General features: G+C 56.8%; 14 protein-coding genes. 10 read left to right on the top strand and 4 right to left on the bottom strand.

All coding sequences use genetic code 11. The annotated features are described in order from the left end of the window. Positions 1-19: 19 nt before the first annotated feature. Positions 20-862 carry a hypothetical protein gene (locus tag BLS30_RS07480; RefSeq protein WP_090227806.1) on the bottom strand — a complete coding sequence of 281 codons (843 nt, stop codon included), beginning with the start codon at positions 860-862 and terminating at the stop codon, positions 20-22. A 174-nt stretch (positions 863-1,036) separates the two neighbouring features. Between BLS30_RS07480 and BLS30_RS07485 the strand changes: the two genes are divergently transcribed. From BLS30_RS07485 to BLS30_RS07515, 7 genes are all read left to right on the top strand, one after another. After that, positions 1,037-1,186: an aa3-type cytochrome c oxidase subunit IV gene (locus BLS30_RS07485; RefSeq protein WP_139165303.1), complete on the top strand. Its 150-nt coding sequence runs from the start codon at positions 1,037-1,039 to the stop codon at positions 1,184-1,186. Positions 1,187-1,355: 169 nt separating this feature from the next. Further along, positions 1,356-2,498, top strand: a complete 1,143-nt coding sequence (locus tag BLS30_RS07490) for a Re/Si-specific NAD(P)(+) transhydrogenase subunit alpha (RefSeq protein ID WP_046475338.1) — start codon at positions 1,356-1,358, stop codon at positions 2,496-2,498. 16 nt (positions 2,499-2,514) lie between these two features. After that, entirely contained in the window at positions 2,515-2,928 is a 414-nt protein-coding gene (locus BLS30_RS07495; RefSeq protein ID WP_076605260.1) for a proton-translocating transhydrogenase family protein, read from the top strand. 50 nt (positions 2,929-2,978) lie between these two features. Beyond that, the gene (locus BLS30_RS07500; protein ID WP_425284152.1) at positions 2,979-4,415 is read left to right on the top strand and encodes an NAD(P)(+) transhydrogenase (Re/Si-specific) subunit beta; all 1,437 of its coding nucleotides are present in this window, start codon (positions 2,979-2,981) and stop codon (positions 4,413-4,415) included. A 27-nt stretch (positions 4,416-4,442) separates the two neighbouring features. Further along, on the top strand, positions 4,443-5,273 hold the full coding sequence (locus BLS30_RS07505) for an alpha/beta hydrolase (RefSeq protein ID WP_090227808.1): 831 nt from the start codon (positions 4,443-4,445) through the stop codon (positions 5,271-5,273). A 117-nt stretch (positions 5,274-5,390) separates the two neighbouring features. Beyond that, positions 5,391-5,951 carry a hypothetical protein gene (locus BLS30_RS07510; RefSeq protein ID WP_139165304.1) on the top strand — a complete coding sequence of 187 codons (561 nt, stop codon included), beginning with the start codon at positions 5,391-5,393 and terminating at the stop codon, positions 5,949-5,951. A gap of 128 nt (positions 5,952-6,079) precedes the next feature. Next, positions 6,080-6,925, top strand: coding sequence for an alpha/beta hydrolase (locus tag BLS30_RS07515; protein ID WP_090227811.1), 846 nt, complete (start codon positions 6,080-6,082; stop codon positions 6,923-6,925). 126 nt (positions 6,926-7,051) lie between these two features. On the opposite strand, the gene rpsU is transcribed toward BLS30_RS07515, so the two are convergent. The 3 genes from rpsU to purE all read right to left on the bottom strand — a co-directional run bounded on the left by rpsU (position 7,052) and on the right by purE (position 9,100). Then, the gene (gene rpsU, locus BLS30_RS07520) at positions 7,052-7,297 is read right to left on the bottom strand and encodes a 30S ribosomal protein S21 (RefSeq protein ID WP_244465087.1); all 246 of its coding nucleotides are present in this window, start codon (positions 7,295-7,297) and stop codon (positions 7,052-7,054) included. Between the two features lie 153 nt (positions 7,298-7,450). Next, a complete protein-coding gene (locus tag BLS30_RS07525; protein ID WP_090227813.1) occupies positions 7,451-8,539 on the bottom strand; it encodes a 5-(carboxyamino)imidazole ribonucleotide synthase in 1,089 nt (362 codons plus the stop codon). A 48-nt stretch (positions 8,540-8,587) separates the two neighbouring features. Beyond that, positions 8,588-9,100: a 5-(carboxyamino)imidazole ribonucleotide mutase gene (gene purE, locus BLS30_RS07530; RefSeq protein ID WP_046475315.1), complete on the bottom strand. Its 513-nt coding sequence runs from the start codon at positions 9,098-9,100 to the stop codon at positions 8,588-8,590. A 533-nt stretch (positions 9,101-9,633) separates the two neighbouring features. Here purE and nadA point away from each other — a divergent pair. The 3 genes from nadA to nadC all read left to right on the top strand — a co-directional run bounded on the left by nadA (position 9,634) and on the right by nadC (position 13,339). After that, the gene (gene nadA, locus BLS30_RS07535) at positions 9,634-10,701 is read left to right on the top strand and encodes a quinolinate synthase NadA (protein WP_090227817.1); all 1,068 of its coding nucleotides are present in this window, start codon (positions 9,634-9,636) and stop codon (positions 10,699-10,701) included. A gap of 84 nt (positions 10,702-10,785) precedes the next feature. Beyond that, positions 10,786-12,468: an L-aspartate oxidase gene (locus BLS30_RS07540; protein WP_090227819.1), complete on the top strand. Its 1,683-nt coding sequence runs from the start codon at positions 10,786-10,788 to the stop codon at positions 12,466-12,468. Positions 12,469-12,475: 7 nt separating this feature from the next. Next, positions 12,476-13,339: a carboxylating nicotinate-nucleotide diphosphorylase gene (gene nadC, locus BLS30_RS07545; protein WP_090227822.1), complete on the top strand. Its 864-nt coding sequence runs from the start codon at positions 12,476-12,478 to the stop codon at positions 13,337-13,339. Positions 13,340-13,430 lie beyond the last annotated feature (91 nt).

Here is a 13,430-nt window from a genome sequence, read left to right on the forward strand (position 1 = left end):
ACACGCGCACACCCATTTCCTAGTCTTTTTTAGGTGTTGCGTCAGACGCGGCTTTCCCTTCCGCCTCGGATTTTCCTCCATCCTCCTTGGATGGTTTCGCATTGCTATCCGCTTTAGATGTTTCCGGCTTTTCAGCGCTCTTATCAGGGTCGGGTTTCTTTACGACCTTCGTATCGTTTTCAGTATCTTTGGCCTTCTTGTCCTTACCCTTTTTCTTTTTGTCCTTTTCACTTTCAGGCCCGTAGTCCGCCGGGCAGGTTTTGTGGACAAATTTATTGATCTCTTTGACCATTTCGCTGTGAAAGATCCCGAGCGTATCTTCCAGCTTTGCTGTCGTCCAAACGAGCCCCTTGAGCAGCGTCGGACCGTCCAGCTCCTTCAATCCGACCCAGGCCTTCTTCACGCGCCCCCCCTCGAACTTCAGCTTCGGCTTCAAAACAGCGCGTACCGGCTCGATCCCGTTTCCGGTCTCCACATCGCAATGCACAACATGCGGCCGTGCTTCGAATGTGAACTTAGGCTGCGTCAGGGCTTTAACAATAACTCGCTTCGGGATGCGCACGCTCACTTTGCAGCGCGCATCACCAAACGACCATTTGATCTGTTTTGAATCGGCGCCTTCTTTGATCTTAGCCTTGCCCCACGTCTTCCCAAGGTCGCACTTGAGAGCACCCTTTTCCTTGGGTTTATCAACGATAAGCCGACATATCTGGGCTTCGCAGGCTTTGCGGCCGTCCTTTTCATCGTCGGTTTCTTCGAGAGCCACCGCCGGTCGGACAGCCAACGCACCAACAAAAATGCCAAAAGCCATCAACTGAGCGATACTTGAGCCTTGCTTGACACACGACTGAGACCGGGACATCACAAAACCCTTTGATTGTTTCTCGCCAACGCTCTAGACCTCGAAAAAGCGGCGGACTGGCGGCAATCGGCCGGCATGCGCCGGTACAATCGCGTGACGCGAAATCCAACGCGTGCGACGAGTGATCCAAAGCGCCGTAATACGGCAGGTAGAACCCAGTAGGAGGGGATGAGAATGAGCATTGATCTTTCTGGTGCGGGTGGCCATCCGGACATGGACTACAATGAGCACGCGCGTACGTACCGCGCATTCCTCCGTGCAACCCAGATTATGGTCGTACTTCTAGTACTTTTGTTGGCCGGTATGGCGATATTCCTGGTCTAGCCTTCATTAGATTTTGCCTATATGGTTTGGCAAATGAAGAGGGATAAACGCTAGTCGGTTATTCAATAACCGAGGACCCCATGACGGGTTCGCGTTCCACGCGAGCCCGTTGTTTTTTATACGGAAGGGATCGCCGAAAAGGCCACCCAAGCACAATCGGACTTTTTTTATGGTCACCATCGCGGTCACACCAGAAGCTTCAAATGAACCCCGCGTTGCCGTGTCCCCCGATACGGTGAAAAAATTCGTTGCTGCTGGATGTACGGTGGCAATCGTAAGCGGTGCCGGATTGAGGTCGAGTTTTTCCGACGACGCATACAAAGCACAAGGCGCAGAAATAGTTTCGTCGCCCAATGATGCGTTACCGCGCGCCGATATCCTCCTGAAAGTGCGGCGTCCCTCACCCGAAGAATTTAATACGCTCAAACCAGGCGCCATCGTCGTCGCGATGCTTGATCCCTACGGACAACGCACTGAAATCGAGACGTTGGCCGCCACCAAGGCGACCCTCTTCGCGATGGAATTGATGCCGCGCACGACACGTGCGCAGGCCATGGACGTTCTCTCTAGTCAGGCAAACCTTGCTGGCTACAAGGCCGTCGTCGATGCTGCTTCGAAATTTGGCGGCGCACTGCCGATGATGATGACGCCCGCAGGCACCGTGCCAGCGGCGAAAACCTTCATCATGGGCGTTGGTGTTGCTGGTCTCCAGGCTATCGCGACCGCGCGGCGGCTCGGCGCCATTGTTACCGCAACTGACGTCAGACCCGCGACCAAGGAACAAGTGCAGTCTCTCGGCGCCAAGTTCATCGCCGTTGAAGACGAGGAATTCCTCCAGGCACAAACAGCGGGCGGCTATGCAAAGCAAATGTCCGCGGCCTATCAGGCAAAGCAGGCGGAACTTGTCGCAAATCACGTGAAGACCCAGGACATCGTCATCACCACCGCGTTGATCCCTGGCCGCCCAGCCCCACGTCTAATCACGAGCGACATGGTGGCCAGCATGAAACCTGGCGCCGTCATTATTGACCTCGCAGCGGAACGTGGCGGCAACTGCGAACTCACGAAGCCGGGCGAGACCATCACCACGGCAAACGGCGTAAAGATCATCGGTCCGATTAATTTGGCCGGCACCGTTCCCGTAAATGCCTCCAACCTTTACGCGCGGAACTTAGCCGCCTTCGTGGACCTGATGATCTCCAAGGAAGACAAATCACTCGCAATCGATTGGGATGACGAGCTCATCAAGGGCACGTTGATCGCCAAGGACGGTGAAATCGTCCATCCCAGCCTCACGGAAAAGACAGCCTAGGGAACGGAACTAGACGATGCACAAGCCCACCATCTCAGCACTCCGGAACAGTACCCTTACGCTCGCCTTTGCAGTGTTCGCGCTTTCCGCCTCAGCTCTCCCCGCCGCGGCAGCAGGAGGTGGCGACGTCGCACCATGGGTCTATCAGATCATGGTGTTCGTGATGGCGATCTTCGTCGGCTACTATGTGGTCTGGAGCGTGACACCGGCCCTGCACACGCCGCTCATGTCGGTCACCAACGCCGTGTCCTCCGTTATCGTCGTCGGTGCACTGCTCGCTGTCGGCATCGAAAGCATCGCCAACGGTGGACTAGCCGCAAAGATCTTTGGCTTCCTCGCTCTCACGATGGCTTCCGTCAACATCTTCGGTGGCTTCCTCGTCACAAGCCGCATGCTCGCCATGTACAAGAAGAAAGAGCCGAAGCGTTGATTTCACGCACCTTGTGCGATTGCAGATAACCTCTTGGGTGCTTTCCTAAAATGTCCGAACCGATGATTCCCACCGACCTCGTCGCGATTCTTTATCTGATCTCCGGCGTGCTCTTCATCCTGGCGCTGCGCGGCCTGTCGCACCCCGAAACGTCACGCCGTGGCAACCTGTACGGCATGATCGGCATGGCCATTGCCATTGTGACGACGCTCACTCAGCTTAAAGGCGGCGATCAGCTGCTGACATGGGTTCTGATTGCACTCGGCTTGGGAATCGGTGGCGTAATCGGCGGCAAAATTGCCCGCGATATTCCGATGACGTCGATGCCGGAATTGGTTGCCGCGTTTCACTCGCTCGTCGGCCTTGCAGCTGTCTTCGTTGCGGCAGCAGCTGTCTACGCACCAGACGCATTTGGCATTCTTCAAGTTGCAGGCGATCCGAATAGCGGCATCAAGGCCGCCAGTCTGGTGGAAATGTCTCTGGGCGTTGCCATCGGTGCGATTACGTTCACCGGCTCCGTCATCGCATTCTCGAAGTTGTCCGGAAGAATGTCAGGCGCCCCGATTATCCTGCCTCTGCGCCACGTCATCAACGCAGGTCTTTTCGCAGCCCTGGTTGTGCTCATCTACATGTTCGTGGTTTCCGGCGGCGACGATAAGCTGTTCTGGGCCATCACCGTCATCTCGCTACTGTTCGGCGTGCTGATCATCGTGCCCATCGGCGGCGCGGACATGCCCGTCGTCGTCTCAATGTTAAACTCGTATTCGGGGTGGGCCGCAGCAGGTATCGGCTTCACTCTGGGCAATATTGCTCTCATCATCACCGGCGCATTGGTTGGCTCTTCTGGCGCGATCCTGTCCTACATCATGTGCCGGGGCATGAACCGCTCCTTCATATCGGTCATTCTCGGCGGCTTTGGCGGTGAAGTTGCTGGCCCTGCAGGTGGAGGCGGCGAACAGCGGCCCGTGAAGCTCGGCTCAGCTGAGGACGCGGCCTACATCATGAAGAACGCCCAAAAGGTGATTATCGTCCCGGGCTATGGCATGGCCGTCGCGCAAGCTCAGCATGCGCTGCGCGAACTCGCGGACGCTCTGAAAGAAGCTGGCGTCGAGGTTAAATACGCAATCCATCCTGTCGCCGGTCGTATGCCGGGTCACATGAACGTCCTGCTCGCTGAAGCCAACGTCCCCTATGACGAGGTTTTCGAATTGGAGGACATCAACTCCGAATTCCAGCAGGCTGATGTCGCTTACGTCATCGGCGCGAACGACGTCACCAATCCGGCTGCTGAAGATGACCCCTCATCACCCATTTATGGTATGCCCGTGCTTCAAGTTTGGAAGGCTGGCACCGTCATGTTCAACAAGCGCTCGTTGGCCTCCGGTTATGCCGGCATCGACAATCCGCTGTTTTATCGTGACAACACCATGATGCTCCTTGGTGATGCCAAAAAGATGACGGAAGAAATCGTCAAAGCGATCGACTGACGAAAGGGCCCCGTAAGGGTAGGCCACATGCACCTGCTCAAACGACCACTTTCAATTTTGGTCGCATTGCTTCTCGTGGGCTATGCCGCGGCCGCTGCAGGCATGTTCTTTCTTCAGCGCAACATCCTGTTCGACACCGTTGATACCGGCAATCTGGCGACAGCCGGAACGCTCGCCATCGAGGGGAGCACGCGTATTGTCATCAAGACGAGTGACGGCGAGGAACTCGCTGGTTGGTATCTCGCCCCTCAAGCTGATCAGCCCGTGTTCCTCTTCATGCACGGCAAGCGAGGAGAACTCGAACAACGCGACGAACGCTGGCGCAAAATTCGCGACCACGGCGCCGGAGTCCTCGCGTTCTCGTATCGCGGATTTCCAGGTTCAACAGGCGCACCGAGCGAATCCGGTCTACATTTGGATGCCCTCGCCGCTTATAACTGGCTTCGCGAAAGACATGCCGCTGAAGACATCATACTTCACGGCTATTCACTCGGCACAGCCGTCGCTATCCACCTCGCGACGGAGGTTCCAGCCAGCGCATTGATCCTGGAAGCGCCCTTTACAGCAATCGTGGATGTTGCCGCCGAACGTTACCCTTGGTTACCCGTTCATTTTTTGATGGTCGACCAGTTCAGATCCTACGATGAGATCCAAAACGTCAAAATGCCGCTCCTCATCGTTCATGGAAACCAGGACAAGTCGGTTCCCTATGAGCAGGCACAGCGGCTTTACGCCCGCGCCAACGAGCCAAAGACCTTCGTAAGTATGCCTGGCAGCACTCACGTGTCACTAGTGCAAGACGGTCTTTACAGCCACATCTGGTCGTTTCTGCAACAGGTGCGACAACGAATGCAGTGAAATCAACCATGTTTGATTTACTGTTAGCACATACAATCTTCTCGACTCGCTCGACTGATGTATCCTCTAGCGTTGGCAGCGTTGCAAGACGAGGCCGGCAACTAGCGAGGAGGTCAATTGAAGAGAACTCTGTCCGCTGCAACGGCATCCGTGCTCATCGCCATATTGTTCGTGGCGTCTGGAGCGGTCGCCGGAAAGACTGCGATCAAGGCTCCAAATGAGGTCACAATCGCAGGTCTGACGGTACAGTGTCAGGATTTCCGAGGCAGACACGTTACAACTCTGAAGGTGGATGAACTGGGCGACGTCGGACGTGCCTGGGTGGTGAACATGACGCCATTCATTGTCATGGACTCCCATCTGCTTATGCAGTTGCCCGTAAAGTTACAGCTATTTTTCTACGCACACGAATGTGCGCACCATATTTTAGGGCATTGGTACACGCCATCTGTGAACAACGAGATCGAAGCCGACTGTTGGGCCATCCGTTACGGCCGTGACACAGGCCTTTTTCGCCGCCAAGAGGTGGCCGATTTCGCACCCTGGTTAGCGGCGAGTAAAGGGTCTCGCTTCGGACATTTACCCGGTCCCCGCCGCGCCCAATCGTTGCTGGAGTGCTTTGATAACGCGGAGCCGTTACTCCTCAGAAGTGAACAAAAAACGATGTTTGTGCGTTGAGATTTTTGCAGGCACTGCCCGCATTGTGAAGATGAGGCTAGGCAATAAGAATTCCCACCCGCACACTCAAGCTTGCTGGGCGTACTAGCTTGCTTGAGCTGTGACAGAATCCCAGGCGAAATGAATCCATGTCTTTTGTGCTGAGTACCATCGCAATTATCGCTGTGCTGGCCGTAGTGGTCATGGTGGGCGCTCCCATCGTTGAGCGCGCACTAATGTATCATCCGGTCGGTAACCGTGTTCGTCCCGCTTCCGCGGGCCTTCCGAACGTTGAGGAAGTGTTAATCAACACCCCCGATGGCCATACCCTCGTGACTTGGTATGCGAAAGCCGAGCCGGGACAGCCGACAATACTTTATATCCACGGCAACTCCGGAACCCTAGCGGATCGGGCCGAACGTATCGGAGCGTTCACGAAACGTGGGCGCGGAATCATGATGATGGCCTATCGTGGCTATTCCGGCTCTACAGGACGGCCGTCGGAGCTAACCAATATCGCGGACGCAAAGTTGGCTTATGAAACCTTGATTGATAAGGGTGTGGCGGCTGACGATATCGTAATCTACGGTGAGTCAATCGGAACCGGCATTGCCGTCCGCGTCGCTGCCGAAAATTCCACTGCAGGCTTGATCCTGGACGCCCCCTACACATCAATCGTTGACGTCGCAGAGATCTGCTATCCGTATCTCCCCGCGCGCCTGATGATGCGGGATCGCTATGAAACAATGCGTTATATTGGCGACGTGCACACACCACTCTTGGTGATCCATGGCGAACAAGATGCGATCATTCCAGTAGAAATGGGTCGCCGAGTCGCGCAATCAGCCTCCGGCCCAACCGAAATCGTCACATTCCGCCGCGCGGGCCACACTGACCACGGCAAATACGGCTCCTACGACGTGGTAAATGATTGGATCGACCGCATAGCCGTCAAACCATCGATATCGGCGCAGGAAGACCGCGTCGCCGGATAACAGCTAAAACGCGACGCACAAACGCCAACGGAATAACGGGCACCGGTTACAGTCAACCGGTGCCCGTTATGTTGTATAAAACCCATTAAGGGCCGTTGTCAGGCGTTCTCGCGCGATACAACCCGCTTAGCGAGCGGGACGCGCAACCTTACCAGGCAACAATCCTTCGCGCTGAGCGCGCTTACGAGCCAGCTTACGAGCCCGACGCACCGCTTCAGCCTTTTCACGAGCCTTCTTCTCGGATGGCTTTTCGTAATAATTCCGGAGTTTCATCTCACGGAAGATGCCCTCACGCTGCATTTTCTTCTTGAGCGCCTTGAGAGCCTGATCGACATTATTGTCGCGAACGAGAACCTGCACGCGAATCCCTATCCTTTTGTGCGGTCAGAGTTTTTAAACTTCAACAAGGCAAAAAGCCCGGACAGTCGTGGCCGGGCCATGCACTTGCTTCACGAATTTAACCCGTTTGGTAGCAGACGGACACCGCTTTGTCCACCAAGACGGCAACAACTTCCACCACGCACCTTACTTGCCTGAAAGTGCCGAAAGACGGGTCACATGGCCCATCTTGCGGCCCGGTCTTGCTTCGTTCTTCCCGTAGATATGGAGGCAGGCCTGCGGCTCAGCAGCCAGCTCGGCCCATTGCTCCACATCAGCACCGATCAAATTTGTCATGACCGCATCGCTGTGACGCGCAACGCTCCCGAGAGGCCAGCCGGCCACGGCGCGAATGTGATTTTCAAACTGGCTGACGCCGCACGCATCCAGCGTCCAGTGTCCGGAATTATGAACCCGCGGGGCGATCTCATTGATGATGAGCGGCTCCGGCTTGTCCTTCCCCAGATAAAACATTTCGACCGCGAGCAAGCCGACGTAATCGAGCGCCTCAGCCACCCGCGCTGCCATAGCACGAGCCTTTTCACATACCTCCGCAGGAACCGGTGCAGGAACCGTAGAAGTATCCAGAATTCCGTGCTTGTGACTGTTGAGTGGTACGTCGTAGACGGCCGTCCGACCATCGATACCGCGAACGCACAAAACAGAAATCTCGCAATCAAACGGTACCACGCCCTCCAGCACGGCAGGCGCACGCCCAATAGCATCAAGCGCCCAATCCGATTCTTCCGCCGACGTGATCCGGACCTGCCCCTTTCCATCATAGCCGAACCGACAGGTCTTCAAGATCGCCGGTGTCCCCAAGGTCGCCAGGGCATCTTCCAGGTCATTCAAATTGTCGACGTTGGCAAAAGGAGCAACGGGCAGGCCGATATCGGACAGAAACCGCTTTTCGACCAACCGGTCCTGCGCAACTTCAAGTGCGCGCGCTCCTGGGCGAACCGGACGGACTGCGGCGGCCGCAGCAGCCGCACCAAGCGGGACATTCTCAAACTCATAGGTAACGACATCGACGGTCTCGGCAAATGCCGTAATGGCCCCGAGATCTTCATAAGGGCCAACCGTCGTCGAAGCGGCAACGTCAAAAGCAGGCCCGGATGTGTCCCCAAAAACATGCACGCGAAAGCCGAGCTCTGCTGCAGAGACCGCCAACATGCGCCCAAGCTGCCCCGAACCCAGGATCCCGATGACCGATCCCGGTGGGAGTACTCCGGTCATAGCGCAGCCCTTCCGGTTGGACCGCCGTCATCAGGTGCATCAAATTGGTTAGTCATTGCGCTCCGGAACCTCGCCCACAGCTTCCGTCTGAGCTCTGCGCCATGCTGCCAGTCGCGCGCCAAGAGCCTCATCACCAAGCGCCAGGATCTGTGCCGCCAATAAGGCAGCATTCGCCGAACCCGCCTCGCCAATTGCCAGTGTACCGACCGGTACCCCCGCCGGCATCTGAACAATTGAATAAAGGCTGTCCAAGCCAGCAAGCGCCTTGGAACATACTGGCACGCCAAGCACCGGAAGCGTCGTCAACGCCGCGACCATACCCGGTAAGTGCGCAGCCCCACCAGCACCCGCAATAATAACTTTGAGACCACGGGACTGGGCGTTGCGCGCATAGTCGTACAGGCGGTCCGGCGTCCGGTGAGCCGAAACGATCCGAACCTCATGGGGAATCTGAAGCTCATCAAGCAGCGCCGAGGCACGTTTCATGGTTTCCCAGTCTGACTGGCTTCCCATGATAATACCGACCTGTGCCTGTCGGCCTGCCTGGTTTTGCGCGCTCATCGTCCCATTAGCAGCACGTACGGAGAGTAATTTAAGCTCCCACCGCCCGCTGCTCCCAGCGTTCAGGAAAACGCGGGTTCTAGACGTTGGGGCCGGTCAACGCAAGCATCTGTTCGGCCTCATACAAGGTTATAGTTTTGCTGCAACGCAGCGAGCTTCAATCTATCTCCGATGCCAACGTGCAGAGAACGAAAAGCCGAAACGACCTTCTTAAATTTTGCGCTTTCTCCAATGGCCCATTCCTAACTTTAGAAAGCCACAATACAGAACTGTAAAAGGCTGTCTTCACACAGAAAAATTGGTGGCCCGCCCACTTTCTCGGCGGCTTTTGAGCGCGCGAACCTGACGCAAAAAGCGCACCGCGAACTCTCATTTCTCCTTCAAATTCCGCGCAACCTCCCCTATATTACACTTGGTTGACAATGCTCGTTGCGAGCATAAGACACAAAAAGCACTTCGCGCGTCGTGAGCTACATTGAAAATACTCAATGTGAGCACATCGAATCGACGATGATGAAGGAGGAGCAGTGATCATGGCAAACCTTAACGCCCCGGACCTTGGGCTGGTCCGCACCACAAATGAGCGTTTTTCGGAAGTTCCGCGGCCTGAATTCCAATTCACGCCGGAACTCGCCGCGGAAATGGCACCGCTCTACGAAAAGGTAAAGCATGTCGTCACCCCGATGGAGTGGCCGCACTACGCGCCGCTGATCAAGGCCATCAACGTGATGAAGAAAGAGCGCAACGCCGTCGTTCTCGCTCACAATTACATGACGCCGGAAATCTTCCACTGCGTGGGAGACTTCCGCGGCGATAGCCTTCAGCTCGCGCGCGAAGCTGCAAACGTCGACGCCGATGTCATCGTCCAAGCTGGCGTGCACTTCATGGCTGAGACGTCCAAGCTGATGAACCCGAACAAGACGGTTTTGATCCCGGATCTCGAAGCCGGCTGCTCGCTTGCATCATCCATCACCGCAGAGGATGTACGGGCGCTGCGCGAAGCCTATCCCGGCGTCCCCATCGTCACATACGTGAACACGTCAGCAGCCGTAAAAGCCGAGTGCGATATCTGCTGCACCTCATCCAACGCTGTGAAGGTCGTCGAAAGCCTCAACGCACCGCGCGTACTTCTCATTCCCGACGAATATCTCGCAAAGTACGTTGCGACTCAGACTGACGTCGAAATCATCGCGTGGAAAGGCCGCTGCGAAGTCCATGAACGCTTCACAGCGAACGAACTGGAGGCTCTGCGTGGCGATGATCCCGGAGTAAAGATCATCGCGCATCCCGAATGCCCGCCCGACGTCATCAACACGGCGGACTTCACCGGATCAACGGCGGCCATGATCAATTGGGTGAAGGACCACCAGCCTAATAAGGTAATCCTGGTTACAGAGTGCTCGATGTCGTCCAACGTCGCAGCCGAAGCACCGAACGTTGAATTTGTCCGGCCATGTAATCTGTGTCCGCACATGAAACGCATCAGCCTTGAAAAGATTCTCGATAGCCTCGTTTACATGCAGAATGAGGTTACCGTTGATCCTGAGATTGCCGAACGTGCACGTCGTGCCGTTGAGCGCATGGTCAATTTAACAAACTGATCCATCTCAGCCGATTTCGACGCGGCAATCATCGTCGACGTCTGATAGCCAGGGGGACAATTCCCGGAAAGGCTTCACACCGAAATGACCCAATCATCTCGACATGCCGGTGCGGTTGCTGGCTTCAAAGATCCTTCTTGCGAACTCAGCGGCCGGATTGTCATCGTTGGAGCCGGTCTTGCCGGTCTGTTCACCGCACTGCGACTGGCGCCGCGCCCGGTCGTCCTGATCGCAGCCGCACCACTTGGCCAAGGCGCGTCCAGTACCTGGGCCCAGGGTGGTATTGCCGCCGCCGTAGGCGAAGGCGATACGCCCGAAGCCCATGCAGCCGACACCGTTTTGGCCGGTAGTGGCCTCGTAGATAAAGAAGTCGCGCGTATCATCACTGAGGCCGCACCACAGCGCATCCGCGAGCTTCTCAGTTACGGCGTACCCTTCGACCGCGACCTGGCCGGACACTTCGTTCTTTCGCGCGAAGCCGCACACTCGGCAAAGCGCGTCGTCCGGGTGAGTGGTGACCGTGCGGGCGCAGCCATCATGCAAGCGCTCATTGCTTCGGCACGCGCAACGCCATCGATAGAAATTCTTGAAAACTACGAAGCCAAAGATCTCGAAATTCGTGACGGCCGCGTAACCGGTGTCCGCTTGCTGCGGAACGATGGTCCCGACCATGCGGATTATGAAGTGATATCCGGCACCGCCGTCGTCATCGCCACCGGCGGCGTCGGAAAGCTTTATGCCATCACCACCAACCCGGCATATTCGCGCGGAGAAGCGCTCGCATTTGCTGCCCGTGCTGGGGCCGTCATTGCCGATCCCGAATTCGTGCAGTTTCACCCCACTGCCATCGACGTGCCGGGAGATCCCGCTCCTCTCGCGACGGAGGCCTTGCGGGGGGAGGGAGCAACTCTCGTCAACCGTGCCGGTGAACGCTTTCTCAAAGCCCTTCATCCCGACGCGGAGCTCGCCCCTCGAGATCTCGTCGCGCGTGCAGTCTTCTCCGAAATCGCGGCGGGACGTGGCGCTTATCTGGATTGCCGCAAGACAATAGGCCTGCGCTTCCCCGACGCCTTCCCCGGCGTATATCAAAAATGTCGGGAAGCAGGTCTCGATCCAGTCAACGATCTGATCCCAATCGCACCGGCCGCACACTATCACATGGGCGGTATCGCAACCGACATGAATGGACGCACGACCGTGGAGGGGCTCTGGGCCGTTGGTGAAGCCGCTTGCACCGGCTTGCACGGTGCCAATCGCCTTGCATCCAATTCGCTGCTTGAAGCTATCGTCGTGGGCGGAAACGTCGCCGAAGACATTGCTAAGATAACCACGCCTACAAAACTTCCCATCAAACTGACGTCCCTGATGCGCGAAGGTTCGAACGTGGAGCCCACGTTGCGCACGGCCCTGATCAAACGTCTACGGCGCACGATGTCCGGCGAGGTTGGGGTTGTCCGTGAACAGTCCGGCCTGCACCACGCCCTCCGGGTTCTCCGTGAAGTCGAAGACCAAGCCGGCGGCGATATCACGTTGGCCAATATTGTACTGACGTCTCGTCTGATCACGACCGCCGCGCTTAATCGCGAGGAAAGCCGCGGCGCACACATGCGCAGCGATTTCCCAGACACATCCCCTATGGCTCGACATTCACTGTTGCGCTTAACGGACCTGGATAAGACAGCAATCATTACCGACATCAGCCGTCAACCGGACGGAGCCACGTTGACAAACGGTCGGCTCCACCAAAGTTGCCAAATGAGCGGTTGACGGCCCCATGACGACACCAGGGCCGTTGCCCCATCAAACGATTGCACAAGCCGTCGACGCTGCCCTGGCTGAAGATCTCGGGCTGCTTGGCGATATCACATCCATCGCAACGATCGCGCCATCTGCGCAGGCTGCCGCCTGGATCGCCACGCGCCAGCCAGGAGTCATTTCCGGCATCAGCCTAGCCGAATACGCTTTTCGCGCATTGGACCCTGAAATCGATTTTCGGATCGAAGCAGACGACGGCGACAGCGTCTTTCCCGGAACGCCGATAGCTCACGTGTCAGGAAATGCCCGCGCTATATTAGGCGCAGAACGCGTTGCCCTGAACTACCTGGGCCGGCTCAGCGGCATTGCCACCCTCACGCGCGATTACGTCGATGCCATCGAAGGGACTTCCGCCACCATCGTGGACACACGCAAGACGACGCCAGGCCTGCGTGCGCTGGAGAAATTTGCAGTGCGGTGCGGCGGGGGCCAAAACCATCGCTTTGGTCTATTCGATGCAATTCTGATCAAGGACAATCACATCGTGGCCGCTGGCGGTCTGTCAGCGGCTATCGAACGGGCTCGCACCACCGCTGGTCACATGGTCAAAATCGAAGTGGAAGTAGACACCCTTCAACAGTTGCGCGAAGCAATAACACATCGCATTGATGCCGTTCTCCTCGACAACATGCCCCCTGCAATTTTACGTGAAGCCGTCGCGATTACTCACGGACGCGTGCTACTGGAAGCCTCGGGTGGCGTTAATCTAACGACGGTGCGCGCGATCGCGGAAACCGGTGTAGATCTGATCTCCGTCGGGGCTTTGACACACTCGGCCCCGGTACTCGATCTAGGCCTAGATATGGGTTATTCCGACGCGTAAGCTACGCTTCCAACGCTTGCTTTTTTGCCATGTTCGCCGTCCATTTGAGAGGCGTGTACCGGCCTCAGGCTGTGATCAATTAAGCGGACCA

The organism is Filomicrobium insigne, assembly GCF_900104305.1.
Lineage (GTDB): Bacteria > Pseudomonadota > Alphaproteobacteria > Rhizobiales > Hyphomicrobiaceae > Filomicrobium > Filomicrobium insigne.

Coding starts and splice junctions, on each gene's coding strand:
- BLS30_RS07485 (WP_139165303.1), top strand. CDS start 1,037: ATGAGCATTGATCTTTCTGGTGCGGGTGGCCATCCGGACATGGACTAC.
- BLS30_RS07500 (WP_425284152.1), top strand. CDS start 2,979: ATGTCCGAACCGATGATTCCCACCGACCTCGTCGCGATTCTTTATCTG.
- nadC (WP_090227822.1), top strand. CDS start 12,476: ATGACGACACCAGGGCCGTTGCCCCATCAAACGATTGCACAAGCCGTC.
- BLS30_RS07495 (WP_076605260.1), top strand. CDS start 2,515: ATGCACAAGCCCACCATCTCAGCACTCCGGAACAGTACCCTTACGCTC.
- BLS30_RS07515 (WP_090227811.1), top strand. CDS start 6,080: ATGTCTTTTGTGCTGAGTACCATCGCAATTATCGCTGTGCTGGCCGTA.
- purE (WP_046475315.1), bottom strand. CDS start 9,100: ATGAGCGCGCAAAACCAGGCAGGCCGACAGGCACAGGTCGGTATTATC.
- BLS30_RS07480 (WP_090227806.1), bottom strand. CDS start 862: ATGTCCCGGTCTCAGTCGTGTGTCAAGCAAGGCTCAAGTATCGCTCAG.
- BLS30_RS07505 (WP_090227808.1), top strand. CDS start 4,443: ATGCACCTGCTCAAACGACCACTTTCAATTTTGGTCGCATTGCTTCTC.
- BLS30_RS07540 (WP_090227819.1), top strand. CDS start 10,786: ATGACCCAATCATCTCGACATGCCGGTGCGGTTGCTGGCTTCAAAGAT.
- BLS30_RS07490 (WP_046475338.1), top strand. CDS start 1,356: ATGGTCACCATCGCGGTCACACCAGAAGCTTCAAATGAACCCCGCGTT.
- BLS30_RS07525 (WP_090227813.1), bottom strand. CDS start 8,539: ATGACCGGAGTACTCCCACCGGGATCGGTCATCGGGATCCTGGGTTCG.
- nadA (WP_090227817.1), top strand. CDS start 9,634: ATGGCAAACCTTAACGCCCCGGACCTTGGGCTGGTCCGCACCACAAAT.